The organism is Idiomarina fontislapidosi (assembly GCF_003226255.1).
Lineage (GTDB): Bacteria > Pseudomonadota > Gammaproteobacteria > Enterobacterales > Alteromonadaceae > Idiomarina > Idiomarina fontislapidosi.
In genome coordinates this window covers 357,766-379,313 of the sequence record NZ_QJST01000001.1, presented here as the reverse complement: position 1 = coordinate 379,313, position 21,548 = coordinate 357,766, and the positions used below count along the sequence as shown (strand labels likewise).

Annotated in this window: 20 protein-coding genes and 1 tRNA gene; 3 read left to right on the top strand and 18 right to left on the bottom strand. The window is 48.0% G+C overall.

From position 1 onward, the window contains the following. Positions 1–483, top strand: coding sequence for an FKBP-type peptidyl-prolyl cis-trans isomerase (locus DFP83_RS01850; RefSeq protein WP_110572592.1), 483 nt, complete (start codon positions 1–3; stop codon positions 481–483). 39 nt (positions 484–522) lie between these two features. On the opposite strand, the gene DFP83_RS01845 is transcribed toward DFP83_RS01850, so the two are convergent. The 7 genes from DFP83_RS01845 to DFP83_RS01815 form a co-directional block, all read right to left on the bottom strand. Then, the gene (locus DFP83_RS01845; protein WP_110572589.1) at positions 523–1,005 is read right to left on the bottom strand and encodes a methylated-DNA--[protein]-cysteine S-methyltransferase; all 483 of its coding nucleotides are present in this window, start codon (positions 1,003–1,005) and stop codon (positions 523–525) included. Between the two features lie 132 nt (positions 1,006–1,137). Continuing rightward, positions 1,138–2,649 carry a lysine--tRNA ligase gene (gene lysS / locus DFP83_RS01840; RefSeq protein WP_110572587.1) on the bottom strand — a complete coding sequence of 504 codons (1,512 nt, stop codon included), beginning with the start codon at positions 2,647–2,649 and terminating at the stop codon, positions 1,138–1,140. A 46-nt stretch (positions 2,650–2,695) separates the two neighbouring features. Beyond that, positions 2,696–3,794, bottom strand: a protein-coding gene (gene prfB / locus DFP83_RS01835; RefSeq protein ID WP_110572585.1) for a peptide chain release factor 2 whose coding sequence is annotated in 2 segments (ribosomal slippage) — positions 2,696–3,718 and positions 3,720–3,794 — 1,098 coding nt in all. Because the reading frame shifts where the segments join, the coding sequence is not laid out codon by codon here. A 40-nt stretch (positions 3,795–3,834) separates the two neighbouring features. Next, the gene (recJ, locus tag DFP83_RS01830; protein ID WP_110572583.1) at positions 3,835–5,547 is read right to left on the bottom strand and encodes a single-stranded-DNA-specific exonuclease RecJ; all 1,713 of its coding nucleotides are present in this window, start codon (positions 5,545–5,547) and stop codon (positions 3,835–3,837) included. Between the two features lie 2 nt (positions 5,548–5,549). Next, on the bottom strand, positions 5,550–6,266 hold the full coding sequence (dsbC, locus tag DFP83_RS01825) for a bifunctional protein-disulfide isomerase/oxidoreductase DsbC (protein WP_110572581.1): 717 nt from the start codon (positions 6,264–6,266) through the stop codon (positions 5,550–5,552). Positions 6,267–6,277: 11 nt separating this feature from the next. Further along, entirely contained in the window at positions 6,278–7,183 is a 906-nt protein-coding gene (gene xerD / locus DFP83_RS01820; RefSeq protein WP_181416349.1) for a site-specific tyrosine recombinase XerD, read from the bottom strand. A 31-nt stretch (positions 7,184–7,214) separates the two neighbouring features. Next, positions 7,215–7,697, bottom strand: coding sequence for a hypothetical protein (locus DFP83_RS01815; RefSeq protein ID WP_110572579.1), 483 nt, complete (start codon positions 7,695–7,697; stop codon positions 7,215–7,217). 116 nt (positions 7,698–7,813) lie between these two features. Between DFP83_RS01815 and DFP83_RS01810 the strand changes: the two genes are divergently transcribed. After that, a tRNA-Tyr gene (locus DFP83_RS01810) sits at positions 7,814–7,898 on the top strand. Between the two features lie 18 nt (positions 7,899–7,916). Here the strand turns inward: DFP83_RS01810 and DFP83_RS01805 are convergent. Then, a complete protein-coding gene (locus DFP83_RS01805) occupies positions 7,917–8,873 on the bottom strand; it encodes an NAD(P)H-quinone oxidoreductase (RefSeq protein ID WP_110572577.1) in 957 nt (318 codons plus the stop codon). Between the two features lie 115 nt (positions 8,874–8,988). On the opposite strand from DFP83_RS01805, the gene DFP83_RS01800 reads away from it, so the two are divergent. Continuing rightward, the gene (locus tag DFP83_RS01800; protein WP_110572575.1) at positions 8,989–10,635 is read left to right on the top strand and encodes a response regulator; all 1,647 of its coding nucleotides are present in this window, start codon (positions 8,989–8,991) and stop codon (positions 10,633–10,635) included. Here DFP83_RS01800 and DFP83_RS01795 read toward each other — a convergent pair. The 10 genes from DFP83_RS01795 to ispC form a co-directional block, all read right to left on the bottom strand. Further along, complete coding sequence (locus DFP83_RS01795; RefSeq protein ID WP_110572573.1) at positions 10,632–11,459, bottom strand: pirin family protein; 828 nt, start codon at positions 11,457–11,459, stop codon at positions 10,632–10,634. The two genes, DFP83_RS01800 and DFP83_RS01795, sit on opposite strands and share 4 nt — an antisense overlap. A gap of 8 nt (positions 11,460–11,467) precedes the next feature. Continuing rightward, a complete protein-coding gene (locus tag DFP83_RS01790) occupies positions 11,468–12,388 on the bottom strand; it encodes a glutathione S-transferase family protein (protein ID WP_110572571.1) in 921 nt (306 codons plus the stop codon). Positions 12,389–12,470: 82 nt separating this feature from the next. Beyond that, on the bottom strand, positions 12,471–13,619 hold the full coding sequence (gene lpxB / locus DFP83_RS01785; RefSeq protein WP_110572569.1) for a lipid-A-disaccharide synthase: 1,149 nt from the start codon (positions 13,617–13,619) through the stop codon (positions 12,471–12,473). Next, positions 13,619–14,386: an acyl-ACP--UDP-N-acetylglucosamine O-acyltransferase gene (gene lpxA / locus DFP83_RS01780; protein WP_110572567.1), complete on the bottom strand. Its 768-nt coding sequence runs from the start codon at positions 14,384–14,386 to the stop codon at positions 13,619–13,621. Before lpxA ends, lpxB begins: the two co-directional genes overlap by 1 nt. Then, complete coding sequence (fabZ, locus tag DFP83_RS01775) at positions 14,386–14,844, bottom strand: 3-hydroxyacyl-ACP dehydratase FabZ (RefSeq protein ID WP_110572565.1); 459 nt, start codon at positions 14,842–14,844, stop codon at positions 14,386–14,388. The genes lpxA and fabZ overlap by 1 nt, the downstream gene beginning before the upstream one ends. A gap of 9 nt (positions 14,845–14,853) precedes the next feature. Beyond that, on the bottom strand, positions 14,854–15,882 hold the full coding sequence (lpxD, locus tag DFP83_RS01770; protein WP_110572563.1) for a UDP-3-O-(3-hydroxymyristoyl)glucosamine N-acyltransferase: 1,029 nt from the start codon (positions 15,880–15,882) through the stop codon (positions 14,854–14,856). Positions 15,883–15,885: 3 nt separating this feature from the next. Continuing rightward, positions 15,886–16,407 carry an OmpH/Skp family outer membrane protein gene (locus DFP83_RS01765; protein ID WP_110572561.1) on the bottom strand — a complete coding sequence of 174 codons (522 nt, stop codon included), beginning with the start codon at positions 16,405–16,407 and terminating at the stop codon, positions 15,886–15,888. A gap of 74 nt (positions 16,408–16,481) precedes the next feature. Then, positions 16,482–18,968, bottom strand: a complete 2,487-nt coding sequence (gene bamA / locus DFP83_RS01760) for an outer membrane protein assembly factor BamA (protein WP_110572559.1) — start codon at positions 18,966–18,968, stop codon at positions 16,482–16,484. Positions 18,969–18,998: 30 nt separating this feature from the next. Next, the gene (gene rseP, locus DFP83_RS01755) at positions 18,999–20,354 is read right to left on the bottom strand and encodes a sigma E protease regulator RseP (protein ID WP_110572557.1); all 1,356 of its coding nucleotides are present in this window, start codon (positions 20,352–20,354) and stop codon (positions 18,999–19,001) included. Continuing rightward, on the bottom strand, positions 20,347–21,546 hold the full coding sequence (gene ispC / locus DFP83_RS01750; RefSeq protein WP_110572555.1) for a 1-deoxy-D-xylulose-5-phosphate reductoisomerase: 1,200 nt from the start codon (positions 21,544–21,546) through the stop codon (positions 20,347–20,349). The genes rseP and ispC overlap by 8 nt, the downstream gene beginning before the upstream one ends. Positions 21,547–21,548 lie beyond the last annotated feature (2 nt).

Here is a 21,548-nt window from a genome sequence, read left to right as displayed (position 1 = left end):
ATGAGCGAAGCAATTGCCCCGAATAAAGTGGTCGCCATCCATTACACTGTTAAGACAGCTGAAGGTCAAACATTGGATCAGTCTAAGGAAGGCAATCCACTGAGCTTTATCCATGGCCGAGGCATGCTGATCCCAGGTTTAGAAAATGCATTGGAAGGTAAAGAAATCGGCGAGAAATTTACTGCCGAAATCGGTCCTGAAGAAGCATACGGTGAGCGTCATGAAGGTTTGATCCAAACAGTTCCACGCAACCTGTTCGGTGAAAACGATGTGCAGCCAGGTATGCAGTTCCGTGCAAGCACTGACCAAGGTGACCAATCTGTCATCATCGTTGAAGTTAACGACGACGAAGTCACTGTAGACGGTAACCACCCACTCGCTGGTGTGAACCTTAACTTTGATGTTGAAGTTGTTGAAGTACGTGACGCAACCGAGCAAGAGCTTGAGCACGGTCACGTTCACACAGACGGTGAAGACCACTAATCACGGAGTGATTAACGGTTCATTCGATTAAGGGGCGATTTATTCGCCCCTTAATTTTTGCTCACGCTCAATCAACGCTTGCTTTCGATGAATTCCAGCCGAGAACCCTCTCAACTCGCCTTTGATACCTATCACTCGATGACAAGGAATAACGATAATAAAGGGATTTCTTGCCACTGCATTAGCGACTGCTCGAACACTTTTGGGACGCCCGATACGCTCCGCAATACACTTATAAGACAGCGTATCGCCAGGACGGATATCGCGAAGTGTTGATAACACCTGGTTTTGAAAATCAGTGGTTTTTACGCGCAGTGGTAAACTGAACTTCTGTCGGCAACCAGCAAAATACTCTTCTAATTGCGCTCGCGTTTGCATCAACACAGGATGCTTATGATTGACGACCGACTCGGTCAAATCGGGCACATTCTTCTGATCTTTATAGTAAAGACCCGTCAAATGGGCTTCATTAGCCATCGCCACCATGTGACCCAGCGGGGTGTCAAACTCTAAATGGTACATTCAGTCTCCATTACCTAACGTTTAATAAAATTGAATAATAAAGAACGGTTCCTTGTTTCTTTTTTCTAATTTATTAAATGGTAGACTAAAAAAAAGCCACCCGACAAGGGTGGCTGTTAGATTATTTTGGACTTAATCTGCTTTAGGACGCATATGTGGGAATAAGAGCACGTCACGGATGGTCGATGAATCCGTTAACAGCATCACCAAACGATCGATACCAATACCCTCACCCGCCGTCGGTGGCATACCATGCTCCAACGCAGTGACATAGTCTTCATCGTAGAACATCGCTTCGTCGTCACCCGCTTCTTTAGCTTCCACTTGATCACGGAAACGTTGCGCCTGATCTTCAGCATCATTCAGCTCCGAGAAGCCGTTCGCTAACTCACGTCCGCCCGCAAAGAACTCAAAGCGGTCGGTGACAAATGGGTTGTCATCGTTACGGCGCGCCAACGGCGACACTTCGGCTGGATAAGCTGTAATGAACGTTGGTTGGATCAAACGATGCTCAGCGACCGTTTCAAAAATTTCGATTTGAATTTTGCCTAAGCCCCAAGCGGACTGAACCTCAACACCGACTTTCTCGGCAATAGCGGTCGCTTGTTCGCGGTCATTGAGCTGTTCTTCAGTGACTTCAGGCATATACTTGATAATTGCCTCTAATACCGTCATGCGCTCAAAACGTTGGCCGAAATCATAAGTGACACCGGCACTTTCAAAGGTGGTTGAACCCAACACGTCTTGAGCGATACCACGCAGCATATCTTCCGTCATATCCATTAAGTCGAAGTAATCTGCGTAGCCCCAGTAGAACTCCAACATGGTGAACTCAGGGTTGTGACGCGTCGATAGACCCTCGTTACGGAAGTTACGGTTAATTTCGAACACTTTCTCAAAGCCACCGACCACTAAACGCTTAAGGTAGAGCTCCGGTGCAATACGCAGGAAAAGCTCCATGTCTAGCGCGTTATGGTGAGTTGAGAATGGGCGCGCAGACGCACCACCAGGGATGGTTTGCATCATCGGTGTTTCGACTTCAAGGAACTGACGCTCGTTGAGGTAACGACGGATGTAGTCAATGACGCGAGAACGCACGAGAAAAGTGTTACGAGATTCTTCATTGGTAATCAAATCAAGGTAACGTTGGCGATAGCGCGTTTCTTGATCCGCTAACCCATGGAATTTATCCGGTAGAGGGCGCAGTGCTTTGGTTAACAAACGCACATCATCAACAAGTACGCTAAGCTCACCTGTACCCGTCTTAAACAAAACACCACTGGCGCCGACGATATCGCCTAAATCCCATTTTTTAAACTCGCTGTTGTAAAAACCTTCGGGCAGGTTATCACGCGCTACATAAAGCTGAATTTTGCCCGACATATCTTGAATGGTTGCAAAGCTAGCTTTACCCATAATACGGCGCGTCATCATACGACCGGCAACTTTTACACGCACACCTTGTTGCTCGAGTGACTCTTTTTCGGCGTCGTCATACTGAGCGTGTAATTCTTCGGCAAGTGAATCACGGCGAAAATCATTAGGAAAGGCAACGCCCTTCTCACGAATCGCCGCCAACTTCGCTTTTCGTTGCGCGATTTGTTCGTTTACATCAACTTCCGGCGTTTGTGACTTATCTGTCATAATCTTGCTTCCTCTTCGAATACGTTACTATCGCGACTTAACTTAGCTACAGACCGCTTTTTAAGCTGGCTTCGATAAATGGGTCGAGCGCACCATCTAGCACTGCCTGTGTGTTTCTATTCTCGACACCCGTGCGTAAATCCTTGATACGCGCATCATCGAGTACATATGAACGAATTTGGCTACCCCAGCCGATATCAGCTTTTGAATCTTCGAGTGCCTGCTTATCCTCGTTCTGTTTTTGAATCTCTAACTCATACAGTTTTGCTTTTAACTGCTTCATTGCTGAGTCTTTGTTTTTGTGTTGCGAACGGTCACTTTGACACTGCACCACAATCCCCGTTGGCTCATGCGTAATACGCACGGCAGAATCGGTACGGTTAACGTGCTGACCACCGGCACCTGACGCTCGATACGTGTCAATTCGCAAATCAGCCGGGTTGATTTCAATTTCGATGTCGTCATCGACTTCCGGATAAATGAATACCGACGCGAAGGACGTATGCCGACGGTTACCTGAGTCAAAAGGTGATTTACGTACTAAGCGGTGAACGCCTGTCTCGGTACGCAACCAACCATACGCATACTCGCCTGCGATGCGCACGGTAGCTGATTTAATGCCAGCCACTTCGCCTTCTGAAAGCTCAGTAATCTCGGTTTTAAACTCATGCGCTTCTGCCCAACGCAAATACATGCGCAACAACATATTGGCCCAGTCTTGGGCTTCTGTTCCACCTGAGCCTGACTGAATGTCTAAGTAGCAATCCGATGAGTCATTTTCACGCGAAAACATACGACGGAATTCAAGCGCTTCAAGCTGCGTTAACAGTTGTTCTAGCTCTTCTTCTGCCTCATTGAACGTGGTTTCATCTTCAGCTTCTACAGCCAAATCAACCAACCCTTCGATATCCTCAAGCCCCTGCTCTAAGTTGTCGAGCGTCTCGATGACTTGCTCTAACGCAGCGCGTTCCTTGCCGAGACTCTGTGCCTTCGGCGGATCATCCCATACTTCAGGTTGTTCGAGTTCTCGAGTAACTTCTTCTAAGCGCTCTTTCTTGTGAGCGTAGTCAAAGATACCCCCTGAGCGCCTCACTGCGTGAGCGCATCTCTTTAATGGCGTTATAAGTGGCGTTTGTCTCAAACATCACAGGACCCTTCGTTGTTTAATTGGCATAAACGGGTATTTTACCGCAAAGCGCGCAGTTGCTCCACCAACAACTGCACCGAAGTACGCCCTCGGAAAGAATTCAATTGTGGCTTGTATACAAGTTCAACCCACTGACACTGGTGATTGGGCCACTGCTCAAGGTCACAATAAAATGAAATAGCATCAAAAATTCCCCCTTCTTGGGTCTGCACCACCAGTTTCAGATGACGTTCGCCGACGATACGTTGCTGTAAGATCCGAAACTCACCATCGAACATCGGTTCTGGAAACTTTTGTCCCCACGGCCCGAGTGCATCGAGCTGTTGAATGAACTCAATGTTTAACTGCGCATCCGATAATGCCCCATCAGACCAAATGACAGGCTGTACAACCTCTTCTGTCAGCCAATCCACAGCCGCTTGCGAGACGGCCGTTTCAAAGGCACTGAGCTGTGCTTCAGGTAGCGATAAACCAGCGGCCATCGCGTGACCACCAAAACGCTCGATGATATCGGGAAACTGAGTATCGACGCGCTCTAAAAGGTCGCGTATGTGTACGCCGTCGATTGAACGTGCCGAGCCTTTGAGATGGGTCTCGCTCTCTTTTGCAAACACAATGACTGGGCGATGAGTGCGTTCCTTAACCCGTCCTGCAACGATGCCGATGACCCCGCTGTGCCATTGTTCGTTATACAATACGATGACATTTGGCAGCTGACCTTGGTTATCGAGCTGCAGTTGACTGACAATCGACTCGGCTTCGGCCTTCATATCAGCCTCGATTTCTCGTCGCTGCGTATTCAAATCGCACAGCGTTTGAGCGAGCGACTGCGCCCTCTCCGACCCGGCGAGTAGACATTCGATACCTAAACTAATGTCATCAAGGCGGCCGGCGGCATTAATCCGAGGACCGATCGCAAACCCAAGGTCACTCGCTTGCAACTTGGCGATATCGCGACCACTTTGTTCAATCAATGCGCGTATACCGGCACGGCATTGCCCTGCTTTTATTCGGCTCAACCCCTGCTGAACTAAAATACGATTATTTTTATCAAGAGGAACAACATCGGCGACCGTGCCTAATGCCACTAAATCCAAGAAGTCGGCTAACTTCGGTGTTGGTTCACCCGCTTCACGTAAGCGTGCGCGCAGCGCCGCTAGTAAGTAAAAGGCAACCCCGACACCCGCCAACGCTTTGCTTGGAAAATCACACCCTGGTTGATTCGGATTCACAATCGCAGCGGCTTGTGGCAACGTCGCGGGGGCAAGGTGATGGTCCGTGATGACTAACTTTATTCCCCGCTCTGCGGCGCGCTCCGCAGCCTCATGAGCGGCTATACCATTATCAACCGTCAGAATTAAACCAACCTGTTGCGCGGCCAACTGATCGACGATCGCTGCCGATAGGCCATATCCCTCTGTCATACGGTTGGGTACGCGATAGCTGACCTTGGTAAAACCCATTTGTGGTAATGCTGACATCAATAGCGCCGTACTCGTGGCACCATCGGCATCAAAGTCACCACAGATTACTATCGCCTCGCCTTTGGTACGTGCATCTAACAACGCGTCACAGGCTTCCTCAATGCCGCGCAGCTGAGAGAAATGTGCCATACCGCGCAACGTAAGGTTCAATTGCTCGGGTGTGGTCACCCCTCGATGCGCGAGAACCTGTCTGATAATGTCAGGCCATTCGGCGGGTAAACCTTCAGCGGATGCACTGCCATAGCGTTTTACTAACTTCAAAGCCATCGTTATTGTGCAGCTTCAATTTCAGCAATAATCGCATCGGCACCGCGCAGTCCAGCAAGCATACGTCCGTTCGGCAAAATCAGTGCGGGAGTGCCCGTAACACCGAGCATTTGTCCGAGTTGATAATGTTGACCAACCGGGTTCTCACAGCGCGTGGTTGCACTGATAGACTGTTCGTTAAACAATGACGATAACGCTTCGCCAGCATCTTTTGAGCACCACGCTTGTTGCAATTCACGCCCGCCTTGTGAGCCCAAGCCACCACGTGGAAACGCTAAGTATTGAATGGTGATGCCTTTATCCAGATAGCTGCCTAAATTGTTATGTAACCGTTTGCAGTAACCGCACGTGGTATCGGTAAAAATGGTGATGACATGTTTTTCTTTAGACGATTTGTAAGTAATCATCTCGTCTTGATGCTCGGCGACCTTGCGTTTGCGTAGCGATTGCAGCGCTTGTTCGGTTTTGTTTTCGGGGCCGCCCTCGGTCAGTTTGTAAAGACTGCCCGCCAATAAATACTCACCATCCTCAGATAAATAGACAATCCCCTGATTGGTCGATAGCTCGTACACACCAGGCATTCCGGATTCTTTAATACTCAAGACCTCAACACCCAACTGTTTGAGTTTGCTCGTATCCAACTGCTCATTTGCGTTCGCAGTGAAGGCGACAAATAAAAGCGAAAACGCAATGGTTTTAACCGTATGACCCAACTTCATATTGACCTCAATTAACCTCTTGGATGGAACGCCGCATGCATTTGTTGCAAGCGCTCTTTTGCTACTTGTGTATAAATTTGTGTTGTCGATAAATCACTGTGTCCCAGCAACATCTGCAGCACGCGTAGATCGGCACCATGATTCAGTAAATGGGTAGCGAAAGCGTGACGCAGCGTGTGCGGTGAGAGATGAGCACGAATATGCGCCTGTTCCGCGTAGGCTTTAATGCGATACCAAAATGCTTGTCGCGTAAGTAAGGTGCCGCGCTGGGTAATGAACACCCAGCCTGAGCTACGGTCGCTAAGCGCAGTCCTTCCATGCTTTAAGTAACGGGATAACCACTCAACCGCTTCTTCTCCCAATGGCACTAACCGCTCTTTATCACCCTTGCCAACCACTCTTACTAAGCCTTGTTGTAATGACACTTGGTCATACTGCAATCGCACCAGTTCGGTGACCCGCAAACCCGATGCATACAGTACTTCAAGCATGGCCCGATCGCGCAAACCGATGGGGGTCTCGGTATTTGGCGCCGCTAATAATGCCAACACATCCTGTTCAGTCAACGAATGTGGCACCGATGGACTCATCTTGGGGCGTTTCAATTTCGCGACGGGGTCACTACTAAACCAGCCCTCTTTGAGCGCAAAGGGCGTGAGTTTTTTCATAGCACTCAAAAAGCGTGACGTACTGCGAGGCGATAATCCCTGAGTTCGCCGCCATAATAGATAGTCCTGCACCGCTTGAGCGCTTACTTGTGTCAGTCCTACGCGTTGTTCAGACAAAAATTCACAAAATTTCTTCAGATCGCTGCGGTACGCAGCTTGCGTGTTTTCGCTTACACCATGAGCCAGCCATAAATGTTCGATAAACTGCTCAATACGCTCCGCATCGTGTGGGTGAATTTTCATGCCCATTCTTTATACCAACAACTGAATGGTTATCAGCTTACATGAGCGGTTGCTGATCTTCTATACCCATTGATTGCAAAACATCATATAGACGCGAAGGATTGTTTCTACGAGCAGGTTCTCGCTTCGGTAAAGTCGCTCGTTGACGGCGTTGGCGAGTTTTCCAATCCAAGTTAGCTATTAGCTCGATGGGTAACCGGTTGGGCGAGGCGTCCAACACTAACGGCTGCGGCAGGAGTGCATCGGATAAGCGCTGATGCGAAAGCTCACTTACTGTGCTGTGAACACCCGCTGGTATTTTATAGCCTATGGCTGCACCGAGTGGGCGAGGACGAGCTGCGCCAATGCGACGTTGCCAATTCGGCTCAGATAGCCTAGCTCCGTCGATCGATGGCTGCTCATTTAGTGTTGATACCCAATACGCAAACGTTGCCGCAAAGCCGCTATTAAGCGCTTGATTGGCAAACGTCTCTGCTTTTTCAACAAAAGGATCGAGTTGTATTTCTCGTACCGCTTGCATTGGACACTCCGCTAACTCACATACACGAGTTATCGGCAAACGATGAGAAATGATGAGTTTTTTTAGTTATCCCTTTACAACCGAATTCAGGTTGCTATCATACGCGCTCTTCTGATGGAGGGGTTCCCGAGCGGTCAAAGGGATCAGACTGTAAATCTGACGGCTCAGCCTTCGCAGGTTCGAATCCTGCCCCCTCCACCACTTTTTTTAAGAGTGGTCTTACATCTTCAGAATGACTTTCCCAAACGTTCTATTCTCTCGAATATAATCCATTGCTTCGTTTACTTCATCCGCGGCGACCACCTTGTCCAATATCGGCATCACTCGGTGTGCACTAAAAGCTTCTCCAAACTCGTCCCAAAGCTCGCGTAAAATCGCTCCCTTACGCTGTGACGATAACGCTCGCAAAGTTGAGCCAATAATACGTTGACGCTTCATGAGCATACGCCCGAAGTCCACTTGACCCTCGCGTCCGCCCATCAACCCAATCAGTACAATGCGTCCTTCGGTGTTCAAAAAGCCTTGATCTCGTGCGATCGAGTCACCGCCAATTGGATTGAGGATAACGTCAACGCCGTCATCGTCGAGTTGCTGCCAGTCACGTTCATGATGGCGGTTAAGTGACAATCTTGCACCTAACTTACGACAAAACCGCTGCTTTTCATCAGTACCCACAACCGCGATGGTTTCAATATTTTTCTCTCGGCATAGTTGAATCAACGAAGTCCCGACACCACCAGCCGCTGCATGAATTAATACACGCTCGTGGGCTTTAACACGCGCCAATTGAAATACGTTTAAAAATGCTGTTGCAAAGGTTTCCAGCCAACCAGCACCTTGCTCCAGACTCCAGCCCTTTGGCAGTGGTAACACTTGTTGTTGATCGACTAAAACCTGCTCGGCATAACCACCCGCAGCCAACAGTGCACAGACTTCGTCACCCACACTGAACGCCTCAACATCATGACCGACCTCTATTATGCGACCGCTGCATTCTAAACCAGGGATATCCGACGCTCCGGGGGGTGGAGGATAAGCGCCCGCCACTTGCATTAAATCTGCCCGATTAATGCCTGCATGGCTAATTTCGATTCTTACTTGATAACTCTCAAGTGCTTGCGTTTGTTCACTATTTACCCACTCTATACGCCCATCGACGATCCGTGCTGCATTCATAAAAATCCACTCTTTACTAATCTGCAAAATATTACTTAGTTAGCGCCATTCGGAGCTTAACATAGTCGCTATTTAACAGTATGCTGAAAACAACTTTCCTTAAGTTATGTACGGTATGAGCGAAGCACTGGATTTATCAGACAAGCGTGTCCTGATTATTGAAGATCAAAAAGCCTTTCAAGTCATGTTGAAAGGATTATTGATTAATTTAGGTGCCAAAGAGGTCGACGCCAAACGCACAGGTGAAGCAGGTATCGCCGCTTACGCTCGCCGTCCTTATGATATTTTACTCGTCGATTATAATTTAGGGCGTGGTAAAAATGGTCGTCAGGTACTCGAAGAGCTACGGCAACGTCAGATGCTCAAGCCAGAGACACTATTTTTTATCATCACAGGTGATAATACCCGTCCTATGGTCTTAAGCGCGCTTGAGTTACAACCGGACGACTACCTCACAAAACCCTTTTCACATCGTGTCCTACGTGCCCGTTTACTGCGCGCTTACAAGCGTAGAATGTGGCTTAGAGACGTATTTAAGTCACTTTACAGTAAGAATTACGAACAATGTATTGAGGCGTGCCAAAAACACATCAATGCGCAAAGTCGTTATGCGCCGTATTGTCAGAAGTTGCAAATCGAACTCTACAATAAAGTGGGCCAACTCGATGCGGCGGACGCGGCGATTGAACAACTTCTTGCTGATGGAGGGCAAAGCTGGGCACGCTTAAAGCAGGCTGAAACCCGCCTGTTACAGCAACGTCCCGACGAAGCACTAGAGCTAATTGCATCGGTAATCAAGAAAATGCCTAATGCAATTGAAGCACATGATTTAAAAACCCGCTGTTACTTGATTAAGTCTTCACTTAGCGATGCGCTTGATAGCGCCCGTGTGGCAATCACCATGGCGCCTTTCTCTATCGAACGACAAACGTTGCTGGCACGGATTGCCAGAGACTCAGAGAATTATGAAATAGCTAAACAGGCGATGAATAATGTGCTGCAAATTGCACGCACTTCTGTATATCGAAATGTTCAGCATTTATGTAACTATTTGCGCGCAATTTTAGATGCCGCAGAGCATGCCGAAACACGCCAACAAATTGCTAAATATCAAACCGAAGCGACGATGGAACTCCAGCGTGCCCGCTTTGATGAAAACTTGGTGTATTCAGATGTCTCTTTTGAAACGATCGAATCTATTCTCCTGTCACGGATTGATTCCTTTAATGGTCGTCTTCGGGAAGCACAGAGCCGTCTCAATCATGTTGTTGGCGATGACTTAGCAGCCGGGAATAAACTACCAGAAGAAATAAGCTTTGATGTAGTAGCGATTTTGATGGATTTAGGTGAGTTTGAAAAAGCCGATGACATCATGCAGCAATATCAAGAGTTGTTTTCTGTCGACGAATACACCCAGCGCTTGCTGCGTGACCGTGTTTCCCGCTCTGAGGGAAGACGTGCCCAATTTCGTGATATGCACGAACAAGGAATTCGCGAGTATGAGGATAGGCATTACAAAGAGGCCCTTAATAGCTTCAGAGAAGCCTTGAAAATGGCTCCGTTAAACAGTGGCGCAGCACTTAACTTTATTCAAGCCGCTGTTCGTTATTGTGCGGAAGCAAACTCTGACAATGAAATTGGTTTCCTCAAAAAAGAGTGCTTGTCGTGTTTGCGCACGCTGCAAGGGATGGCTCTTTCGAGCTCACATGCAGCGCGCTACCAGCACTTAATCAAACAGACCGCGCGGTTCAACCTGAGCTAGGCCTTGGTTAACGTGCCTTGTTGGTAATCGCGAATCGCTTGCTCGATTTCTTGTGGTGTATTCATCACAAAAGGCCCGTATTGGCTGATCGACTCACCAATCGCATCACCTAATAACAGCATCACACCACTGTCTTGCTCGCCCGTGACAGAGATGTTGGACGTTTCGCTGTCCCACACCACGAGCTCACCGCGTTCAACGCGTTTACCGTCGAGCGTTATCGTACCTTGGTAAACATACAGTAGTTGGGTGGTATGCTGCGCCAATTCGATGTGCTCCTCGCCCGCTTGATTAAAGCGCAGATCAGCGATAAAAAAGCGTTGTTCAGGCAACGAGACAGGTCCTTGGTGCTCACCATAGTGACCCGCAATCAGCCGCAAAGTACTATGCTCTAACGGCACCTCTGGAATGACGTTCGCTTTATAATCGTACCACTCTGGATCATCCATTTTATGTTTTGCGGGCAAGTTTATCCAAAGCTGGAAGCCCCACATTAAGCCATCGGTTTGCTTGGGCATTTCTGCATGAATGATGCCTCGAGCCGCTTTCATCCACTGCACGCCGCCGGCACCCACTAACCCTTTGTTACCAACCGAATCCTCGTGTGCCATTTGGCCAGCCAACATGTAGGTCAGGGTACAAAAACCACGGTGCGGATGCGGCGGGAAACCGGCAATGTAATCATCCGGATTATCAGAACGAAACTCATCAAGCATCAAGAACGGGTCTTGATGCTTAAATGCAGGCTGATTGATGATGCGCGACAGTTTAACGCCAGCACCATCTTGCGCTGCTACGCCTTTAACGCGTTTTACGATACTCATACCCACTCCTAAAATGATAACTCAGGTCCCACCGGCACAATCTGCGTGGGATTAATGGTTTTGTGGCTGCCATAGTAATGGCGTTTAATATGATCCATGACGACCGTGTCTGCGACGCCTGGGTGATTGAACAAGCGGCTAAGATACCCACTCATCTTAGGGTAGTCATGAATGCGGTATTTATTTGTTTTAAAGTGACCAAAGTACACCGCGTCAAACCGCACTAACGTAGTAAATAATCGCCAATCCGCCTCGGTCAACTGATCGCCCACAAGGTAGTCTTGATGCTGCAGACGCTCTTCTACCCAATCTAATGCGTCAAATAATGCCTTAAACGCTTCTTCATAAGCCGTTTGCTCTGTCGCAAAACCGCATTTATACACACCATTATTGATATCGTGGTAAACCCGCTCATTCACTGAATCAATCTCTTCACGCAGCGGTTCGGGATAAAAATCCAAGTCATTGCCTGTTAATTCATTAAATGCCGAATTAAAAATGCGAATAATCTCTGCCGATTCATTATTTACGATGGTTTCAGTCTTCTTGTCCCATAACACAGGCACGGTGACTCGCCCTGAATAGTTCGGATCAGCCTTTAAATACAATTGGTACATGAAATCCGACTGATAAAGCGGGTCGTTAAGCGGTGCATCTGAGAACTCCCAGCCATTTTCCAGCATCAGCGGGTGCACTACAGAAACGTCAATATGCGACTCTAAGCCCTTTAGCTTTCTAAAAATGAGTGCTCGGTGCGCCCATGGACACGCGTAGGAAACGTATAGATGATAACGGCCCGACTCAGGCGGAAACTGCCCGCCCTGCTCAATGTGATTGCGGAATTGTGACTCGCTGCGAACAAAACGACCACCGTGCTTTTTGGTGTCGTACCATTTGTCGTGCCATTTACCTTCGACTAATAAACCCATGATTCATCTCCAAGTGATTGAATTGGATTTATAGTAGATCATATTTTTTAGGATTATTAGCGCATAATTTCCGCTATTACATTCAATTTTTTAGAATGTTAACCACGACATCTGCTGCAACCTCGCTCGCAGACTGGTCAAGCTGTTGGTGGATCGTATCGAATTGCTCGATCAATGCGTGATTATCCTCGGATAACAATTGCGTCATATGCGCTGTAATGCGTTCAACGCTGGCATCGGTTTGCGCAAGCTCAGGTACGATTGCACGTCCAGCAAGTAGGTTAGGTAGAGAGAAAAATGGTGCGTGAAAAAGCCGCTTTATGACTTGATAAGACAACCAAGTAAAACGATACGCAACAACCATAGGTCGCTTAATTAATAGCGCTTCGAGCGCAACGGTGCCGGATGTCAGCAGCAAGTAATCGCACGCACTCATCACGTCACGACTGCGCCCCACACAAATCTCGACATCAGCTTGCATATTGGCTTCAGCAACAAGAGCAGTGAACTCATCGGCGCGTGCCTGATTCACCATGGGGGCGATAAATTTAAGATCTGGGCGATCTTTCTTTAGCGCTTTACACACCTGCAGAAATACCGGTGCCATGCGTGCAAGTTCACCCTTTCTACTACCTGGCAGCACGCCAATATATTGCCCCGCTATCGGCAAGTTCAATAGCGCTCGCGCATCGGCTTTATCGGTCTGACGTGGAATCGCGTCGGCTAACGGATGACCCACAAAGGTAGCGGGCAGATGATGCGCGTCATAAAACTGCTTTTCGAACGGCAGTAAGCATAAAACATGGTCTACCGCCTGCTTAATACCTTTGATACGACCCTTACGCCACGCCCATACCGAAGGACTGACGTAGTGTATCGTCTTAATACCTGATGCTTTAAGGCGCTTTTCAACAGTGAGATTAAAATCAGGCGCATCAATGCCGATGAATACATCGGGCTTTTGTTGCTGCAGAAACTCTACTAAACGCTTGCGATGCTTAAGCAGTTTGGGTAGGTGACGAACGACCTCTGCCAACCCCATGATCGCCAGGTCTTCCATCGGGAAAAACGATGACAGCCCTTGTTGTTCCATTAAAGGACCGCCGACCCCAACGAATTCAATGTGTGGGTAGCGCGATTTAAGCGCTACCATAACACCTGCCCCTAAAATATCGCCCGAGTGCTCACCTGCCACTAAGGCCACTTTAACCGGCGTTTGTACGTTATCCATTAGGGTCGAATAATGCCTCGTTGAGAGTTCGCGATGAACTCGATAAAGCCTGTCAACTTAGGTTCTTCAAGCGCAGCAATCTGTTGTAATGCTTCTTCGACCGTTAAGCTCGACCGATAAAGCAGTTTATAAGCGCGGCGAATATTACGAATTTCTGGTTCGCTAAATTGTCGACGTTTCAAACCTTCAGAATTGATGGTACGGGGGCGCGCGTTGTGCCCTTGCGCCATCACAAACGGCGGAATATCTTGCACCACGATTGAGTTCACTGCTGCAAAAGCATGCGAACCGATTTTACAAAATTGATGCACACCCGTTAAACCACCAAGAATCACTTGGTCGCCTACATGGACATGACCCGCCAAGGTCACTAAGTTGGCAAAAATATTGTCGTTGCCAATCACGCAGTCGTGCGCAACATGTACGTACGCCATGAGCAAGTTACGATCGCCAATACGCGTTACACCCTCATCTTGAATGGTGCCTCGGTGAATAGTAACCGACTCGCGAATGACATTATCGTCGCCAATTTCCAAACGCGTTGGCTCACCCGCGTATTTCTTGTCTTGGCAGTCCTCTCCGACGCTAGCGAACTGATAAATGGTGTTGCGCGCGCCAATTTTTGTTGGACCTTTAATGACAACATGGGAGCGAATGTCACAGTCGTCGCCGATCTCGACGTTGGCACCGATAATCGTCCAAGGTCCAACGGAGACATTGTTACCTAATTTGGCAGACGGATCGATAATAGCCGTTTCGTGAATCACTAGACTTCCCTTCTCGCACAAATAATATCGGCGCTCGCAGCCAGCTCGCCATCGACTTCAGCACGACCCGAGAATTTCCAAATACCACGACGCTCTTTTTCAAACGTGACGTGATAGTGAATCGTATCACCCGGCACCACTTGGCGTTTAAAACGCGCATTATCGATACCCGCAAATAAGTAAAGATCGTTGGCAGTCGACTTTTGTTCGGTGATACGGAAACCCAATAGACCTGCGGCTTGCGCTAAGCCCTCTAGCAACAACACCCCTGGAAAAATAGGGTTACCTGGAAAGTGGCCGTTAAACATGGGTTCATTAAAACTCACATTTTTAAGTGCGTGAATTTCTTTCTCGCAGTCACACGAAATAACACGATCGACCAGTAAGAATGGATACCGGTGCGGTAGTAAGTCGAGTACACCTTGAATATCAAATCCAGAATCAGTGGCTTTCAACATCCTCTCCCTTTACTTAATTTTTTGCAGCTCTTGCTCAATGCCTTTTACACGCTTAAACAGGTCATCTAATTGACGATAACGCGCGCCATTTCTGCGCCACTCACGGTGGTGAGTCGCCGGAATACCTGAGGCATAGACACCGGGTTCGGTAATTTCTTTAATGACCATCGCAAATCCCATGATTTGCACGTCATCACAAATACTGATATGGCCATTTATTGCAGAGGCGCCACCAATCATACAACGCTTACCAATACGGCAACTACCTGCCAGCACCGTACATCCGGCAATGGCGGTATTCTCATCAATGAATACGTTATGGGCAATTTGACATTGGTTGTCAATGATACAGCCGTTACTGATGACAGTATCATCGAGCGCACCTCTATCGACGGTCGTACTCGCACCAATCTCAACATTATCACCAATAATTACGCGACCAATTTGAGGGATTTTTAACCAGCGACCATTTTCGGGTGCCCAGCCAAACCCGTCGGCGCCAATAATCGCACCTGAGTGGATATTACATTGAGCACCGATGACACAACGGTGATAAATATGAACCCCTGACCAGACCTTGGTACCGGCCCCCACGTTCACTTCAGGACCGATGTGGGTATGCGCGCCAATCGCGACATTATCACCAATGACAGCACCCGCTTCGATTACAACATATTCGCCCAACGCAACGTTTTCACCCAACTCAGCACTTGGGTGTACCTTTGCAGTTTCAGCGATACCTTTAGCAGGCGCTGGTGTTGTATCTAGACGCTGAGCGACCTTCGCAAACGCTGCATACGGATTGCTTACCACAATAGCATTGATGGCGGGCATGTCTTCGGCATCTTTGGGAGAAAGGATCACCGCACCGGCCTGACTTGTCTCAAGCTGGTTTTTGTAGCGGCTATTCGCTAAAAACGCAATCTGCGCCGTCGATGCGGACTGTAAAGTACCTACCCCAGTAACAACAAGGTTCGCGTCGCCGCGAACCTCACCATCAACATACTCTGCTAACTGCTTCAAAGAGTATTCTGTCATTAATTAGTTACCCGAGTTACTACTCATTTCTTCGACAACTTTTGCAGACAGGTCATTATCTGACTTCATGAACGCAACCGCGTTGCTTTGTAGAACCAAGTCGTAATCCCCTGCTTCTGCAACTGAGTTGATTGCATTTTGTACCTTGCCTAACAGCTCATCACGCTCTTCTGATTGACGACGACGAGTGTCTTCTTGCAACGCTTTGCTTTTAAGCTGTGCTTCAGCAACTAACTGCTCAAGTTCACGGTTCAATTGCGTTTTCTCGTCAGCTGACATTACCGACGCATCACGCTCTTGCTTCTGGCGTAATTCTTGGATTTTTTGTTCCAATTGACGCATTTCTTCGAAGCGATCTTGAAACTCAGTTTGCAACTGCTGAGAAATTTGCTCACGCTGTGGCAGTTGTTGGAACACCTGCATCATATCGACAACGCCGATTTTCTGCTGGGCACTTGCTGCACCCGCGAACATTGCACTTGATACAGCTAACGCTGCAACGGTTGTTTTAAATAGCTTTTTCAAAATTAACTCCTCAAAAAATTTGTTGTTCTTTTGGTGCGCATACTACGCGTTGAACAGTCTACACCGATACTTTATCAGAATGTTGTACCGATGTTGAACGAGAATACCTGAGTTTCATCACCTTCGACTTCTTTAAGCGCTCGACCTAACGAAAAAGTCAAAGGTCCCATCGGTGAAATCCATTGTACCGAAACACCCGCCGATACTCGGAAGTCGCCCGGATCACTGTAGTCACTGAGTGGTTGACTCTGACCTATTAAATCTAAGCCTTTGTACTTATCGTAGTCAAACTCTGTATCCCACACGGTGCCTACATCGACAAAAACACTTGTGCGAACACTATTGCGCATGCCTTCATCAATAAACGGCGTCGGCACGATAAGCTCAACACCACCGACTACTTTCGCGTTACCACCTACGGCAAAGCGGCTCACCGTAATGGATTCGGCGTTAGAACCTGCTGGATAACCGCCCGGCAAACCTGTCCAATCAGGTGGTGTCGACACTTGATCCGCATAACTGTAGATAGCACGTGGGCCTACAGTGTTTGGTTCAAAGCCACGTAAGTCACCTTGTCCACCAACACGGAACGACTCCCAGAACGGTAACAAGTAATCATTACCGAAATCATCGTCGCCATAACCATTGCCGTAACCGACGTTGAAGCGAGTCAGTAACGTCCACTGCTGATCGTCGGACAGCGGCCAATAATATTTAAAATCATACCCTAGACGGAAGTACTGAATATCACTAAATGGTGCAGAAATTTCAAATGACGCACGTTGTGATGACCCCGCGCTCGGGAAAGTACCTCTATTTAGCGTTACACGTGACCAGCCTGCGGTAAAGTCATAAATGTCAAAACCGACTCCCGAATCAGGACTTTCTGGATCAAGGAATGCTTGATAGAACTTACGAATCTGTTCGTAGCCATCGACATTGGTCACTTCTTGGCGCTTGTAACCCACACCAAAGTTGAAGCTGTTAATTTCATCGACAGAGAAGCCAATATTCGTACCTACACCATAGGTGCGTTGATTATAGCGTATAAGGTTTTCGGCACGACCTGCGTCGAACTCGCTCAAGAACAATTGCCCCGACAACGAAACGCCGTTAGTCGTAAAGTATGGGTCGGTGTAAGACACGCTGAAGTTCTTCTGGAAGCGGCTCGTCGAGATATTAATACCGGCGCGGTTACCGGTACCTAGGAAGTTATTCTGCTGAACGCCTGCGTTTAGCTGCAAACCTGAATAGTCGCCGTAACCAATACCCGCGTTAAATGAGCCTGAAGGCTGCTCTTTCACCTTGTATGTGACATCCACTTGGTCGGCTTCGCCATCTACTTTTTCTGTCGATGATTCAACCGTCTCAAAGAAACCAAGTCGCTCAAGACGCACCTTACCTTGTTCAACTTTATTATCGGACAACCAAGCCCCTTCAAGCTGACGCATTTCGCGGCGTAACACTTCGTCCTGAGTCGTTGAATTACCCTCAAAGGCAATGCGACGCACATAGACACGGTTACCCGGATTAACTGAGAAGGTTAATTTAACCGTTTTATCTTCATCATTGCGTTCAGGCATCGCTTGGACTTCTGGGTACGCATAGCCATAGCCACCGAAAAAACGACTCACCAGGTCTTCGATATAAGTCACTTGCGCAGCATTATAAAGTGCGCCTTCCTTAATCGTCGTCAAGCGCTTAACGATGTCGTCGTGACCTTTAAGATCGCCAATGACATCGGTTTCGCTGACGTAATATTTCTCACCTTCTTTCACATTAATCGTAATGTAAACACCGGCTTTATCAGGCGTTACGGAGACTTGTACAGACTCGATCTGGAACTGAAGATAACCACGGTCGCGATAATAGGACTCGAGTGTCTCTAAGTCACCGCTCAACTGCTCTTTTTGATAACGTTTTTCGCCAATAATATTCCACCAAGGTAAATCATCACTCAACTCAAACGTATCCAGCAGTAACTCGTCAGGAAAGGCTTTATTACCTACGATATTGATTTGCGCAATCTCAGCCGCATCGCCCTCTTCGAAGTTCATGCGCAACTCGACACGGTTACGTGGCAGCTCGATGACCTCAAGATCAACATCCGCATTGTATTTACCGACACTTTGGTAAAAGTCTTCAAGACCCTTTTCGATACCAGAGATCGTTGTACGGTCTAGCGGCTCGCCTTCAACGATATTGTTATCTTGTAGGCTCTGTTCTAACTGCTCGTCCTTAATATCACTGTTACCTTCAAATGTAATTTGAGCAATCGTCGGACGCTCGCTTACACGAAAGATCAGGGTGCCGTTATCACGCACCGCTTCGATATAATCAAAGTGAGTGGAAGAATAAAGTGACTTGATCGCACTGCGAATTTGCAGTTCAGACACTTCATCGCCAACCCGAACAGGAATGTAGGTCAACGCAGCACCTAGTGCCACACGTTGTAGACCTTTAACTTCGATATCTTGGACAACAAATTCATCTTGTGCTTGCGCTGCGGGCGAAACCGCCGCTGCAACCATGGCACTCACTAACAGCTTTTTAAACGTCATTATAACTAGCTACTTATTGTTGACTTTGAATTAGAATGCGAAGCGCATGATGTCATTACTTATGGCGACTATCATTAATGCAAACACTAACGCACCACCAATCCGATAACAGATGTCCTGAACTTTATCAGACACCGGCTTTCCTCTCACCCACTCAGCGATAAAGAACGCCAAATGACCCCCATCAAGCATGGGTAAAGGTACCAGATTGATTATCCCTAAATTTACACTTAACAGAGCAAGGAAGCTGAGAAAGTAAACGAACCCGCTACTTGCACTGACGCCAGCACCCTCAGCTATACTTAGAGGACCAGCGAGATTTTTAACGGACACATCGCCCGTGATTAATTTTCCAATCATTTTGACGCTAACAACCATGAGCTCCCATGTCTGCTCAGCGCCTTTCACTAAACCACCGACAATACCATATTGATGGTTGAACACATAGCCCTGGGGTAACTCTCCTACCTCTGGGGCGATGCCTAGGTAACCTATGACATCAGAACCACGTTCGCGTTCACCGGGGATAACAGTTATTTTTTGCGTAACGCCGTTGCGTTCTATGGTTAATCTTAACTCGACACCGGCTGACTGCGCTATAGTGCTAGTCAACGTCTGCCAACTCTCTAACGCCTGTCCGTTAAGTTCCAATACTTTATCACCCGTTTGCAGACCTGCTTGCTGCGCTGGTGAATCATCAACAACCTGCGCCAAGGTCGTCGAAACGTTCGGTCGATAAACTTGAATGCCTAAGCTACCGAACGTGGTTTCCGTCTCGGGATCGAACTGCCAATCTTGGATATTTAGTGTCTTTTGCTGTAATTCACCATCAGGGCTACGCACGGTGATCGACAACTGATCGTTACCAATCGCACTCATTAAACCCAGTTGGACCTGTTGCCAATCGTACGCCTCTACGCTGTCGACCTTAACAATTTCACTGCCTTCGACAAAGGATGCTTGTGAAGCGATCGAACCTGGCTCAACGTCACCAATAATAGGCTTAACCGTCGGGACACCAATACCAAACATCAGCCATAATACGGCAACGGCCAGAATAAAATTAGCAATGGGTCCCGCCGCTACGATCGCAAATCGCTTGTACACCGACTGCGCGTTAAACGAAACCGATTTATCTTGTTCGCTGACTTCATCAACGCGTTCGTCGAGCATCCGTACATAGCCACCTAACGGAATAATCCCCACCTGATAACGGGTCCCATCACGTGCCACCCGTGACCAGATAGCCTTACCAAAGCCAACCGAATAGGTGAGTACCTTTACACCACAACGACGTGCCACCCAAAAGTGTCCAAATTCATGAAATGACACTAAAATGCCCAGGGTGACCACAAATGAAGCGGCGTACCATAACCAATCAAGCATAAACAACTTGCTCCACGCGTTGTGATGCGGCCCGACGGGCTTGCGCATCAATTGTCATGAGTGCCTCGACTGAATCTACATGAACCGAGTTTAAATTCTGTAGAGCTGCATCACAGACTTCAGCAATGTCAGTAAAACGAATCTGACCATTCAAAAAAGCGGCAACAGCGACTTCGTTCGCCGCATTCAATATGGTGGTAGCCGACTGTCCGTGCCAGCAGCTATCAATCGCTAATTTCAAGCAAGGGTATCGAGTAAAATCGACTGGCATAAAACTCAATTCGCCCAGTGCCATGAAGTCGAGCCCTTTTACACCACTGCGAATACGATCAGGAAAACCTAAAACGTGAGCGATGGGTGTACGCATATCCGGTTCTCCCATTTGCGCAATCACAGAACCATCAATGTACTGAACCATTGAATGAATAACGCTTTGAGGATGGATCACGATATCCAGTTGGTCGCGTTGGCAATTAAACAACCAACGCGCCTCAATGTACTCTAATCCCTTGTTCAACATCGTCGCCGAATCAACAGATATTTTTTGTCCCATCGACCAGTTGGGATGCTTGCACGCTTGTTCAGGGGTTTGCTGCGCTAACTGCTCAATAGGCGTGTGTCGAAAAGGCCCGCCAGACCCCGTCAACAGCAATTTATCGATACCGTGATCGGTCAACTGCATATGCCCTACTTGCTGCTGCGCAAGATCAGGTAGGCACTGGAATATCGCATTATGTTCCGAATCAACGGGGAGAATCTGCGCTCCACTTTGACGAGCCGCGTTGATAAACAGCTCACCACTCACCACCAGCGCTTCTTTGTTGGCAAGTAAAACACGTTTGCCTTGATTAATTGCTGCGAGCGTTGGCGTCAACCCTGCGGCGCCGACAATCGCTGCCATCACCACGTCGACCTCGTTACATTCACTCACTTCGGTTAATGCATTAGCACCGCCTAACACTTGAGTGCGAGTGTCAGCAGGTAACTGTGCGCGCAATTGCTCAGCGGCGTTATCTTCAACCATCACGGCGTATTGTGGTTGATAGCGGTTAACAATATCGACCATCGCACTGACATTGCCGTTAGCCGTCACCGCAAATAAAGAATAACTTTCAGGGTGACGCGCAATCACATCGAGCGTACTTTTACCAATAGAACCCGTTGCGCCCAAAATTGTAATCGATTGGCTCATAG

Excerpts from the sequence above, each read along its gene's own strand:
- DFP83_RS01795 (WP_110572573.1), bottom strand. The coding sequence starts at position 11,459 with ATGAGTATCGTAAAACGCGTTAAAGGCGTAGCAGCGCAAGATGGTGCT.
- bamA (WP_110572559.1), bottom strand. The coding sequence starts at position 18,968 with ATGACGTTTAAAAAGCTGTTAGTGAGTGCCATGGTTGCAGCGGCGGTT.
- lpxB (WP_110572569.1), bottom strand. The coding sequence starts at position 13,619 with ATGGATAACGTACAAACGCCGGTTAAAGTGGCCTTAGTGGCAGGTGAG.
- dsbC (WP_110572581.1), bottom strand. The coding sequence starts at position 6,266 with ATGAAGTTGGGTCATACGGTTAAAACCATTGCGTTTTCGCTTTTATTT.
- lysS (WP_110572587.1), bottom strand. The coding sequence starts at position 2,649 with ATGACAGATAAGTCACAAACGCCGGAAGTTGATGTAAACGAACAAATC.
- lpxD (WP_110572563.1), bottom strand. The coding sequence starts at position 15,882 with ATGACAGAATACTCTTTGAAGCAGTTAGCAGAGTATGTTGATGGTGAG.
- fabZ (WP_110572565.1), bottom strand. The coding sequence starts at position 14,844 with ATGTTGAAAGCCACTGATTCTGGATTTGATATTCAAGGTGTACTCGAC.
- DFP83_RS01800 (WP_110572575.1), top strand. The coding sequence starts at position 8,989 with ATGAGCGAAGCACTGGATTTATCAGACAAGCGTGTCCTGATTATTGAA.
- rseP (WP_110572557.1), bottom strand. The coding sequence starts at position 20,354 with ATGCTTGATTGGTTATGGTACGCCGCTTCATTTGTGGTCACCCTGGGC.
- DFP83_RS01805 (WP_110572577.1), bottom strand. The coding sequence starts at position 8,873 with ATGAATGCAGCACGGATCGTCGATGGGCGTATAGAGTGGGTAAATAGT.
- ispC (WP_110572555.1), bottom strand. The coding sequence starts at position 21,546 with ATGAGCCAATCGATTACAATTTTGGGCGCAACGGGTTCTATTGGTAAA.
- xerD (WP_181416349.1), bottom strand. The coding sequence starts at position 7,183 with ATGGGCATGAAAATTCACCCACACGATGCGGAGCGTATTGAGCAGTTT.
- DFP83_RS01850 (WP_110572592.1), top strand. The coding sequence starts at position 1 with ATGAGCGAAGCAATTGCCCCGAATAAAGTGGTCGCCATCCATTACACT.
- DFP83_RS01790 (WP_110572571.1), bottom strand. The coding sequence starts at position 12,388 with ATGGGTTTATTAGTCGAAGGTAAATGGCACGACAAATGGTACGACACC.
- DFP83_RS01815 (WP_110572579.1), bottom strand. The coding sequence starts at position 7,697 with ATGCAAGCGGTACGAGAAATACAACTCGATCCTTTTGTTGAAAAAGCA.
- DFP83_RS01845 (WP_110572589.1), bottom strand. The coding sequence starts at position 1,005 with ATGTACCATTTAGAGTTTGACACCCCGCTGGGTCACATGGTGGCGATG.
- recJ (WP_110572583.1), bottom strand. The coding sequence starts at position 5,547 with ATGGCTTTGAAGTTAGTAAAACGCTATGGCAGTGCATCCGCTGAAGGT.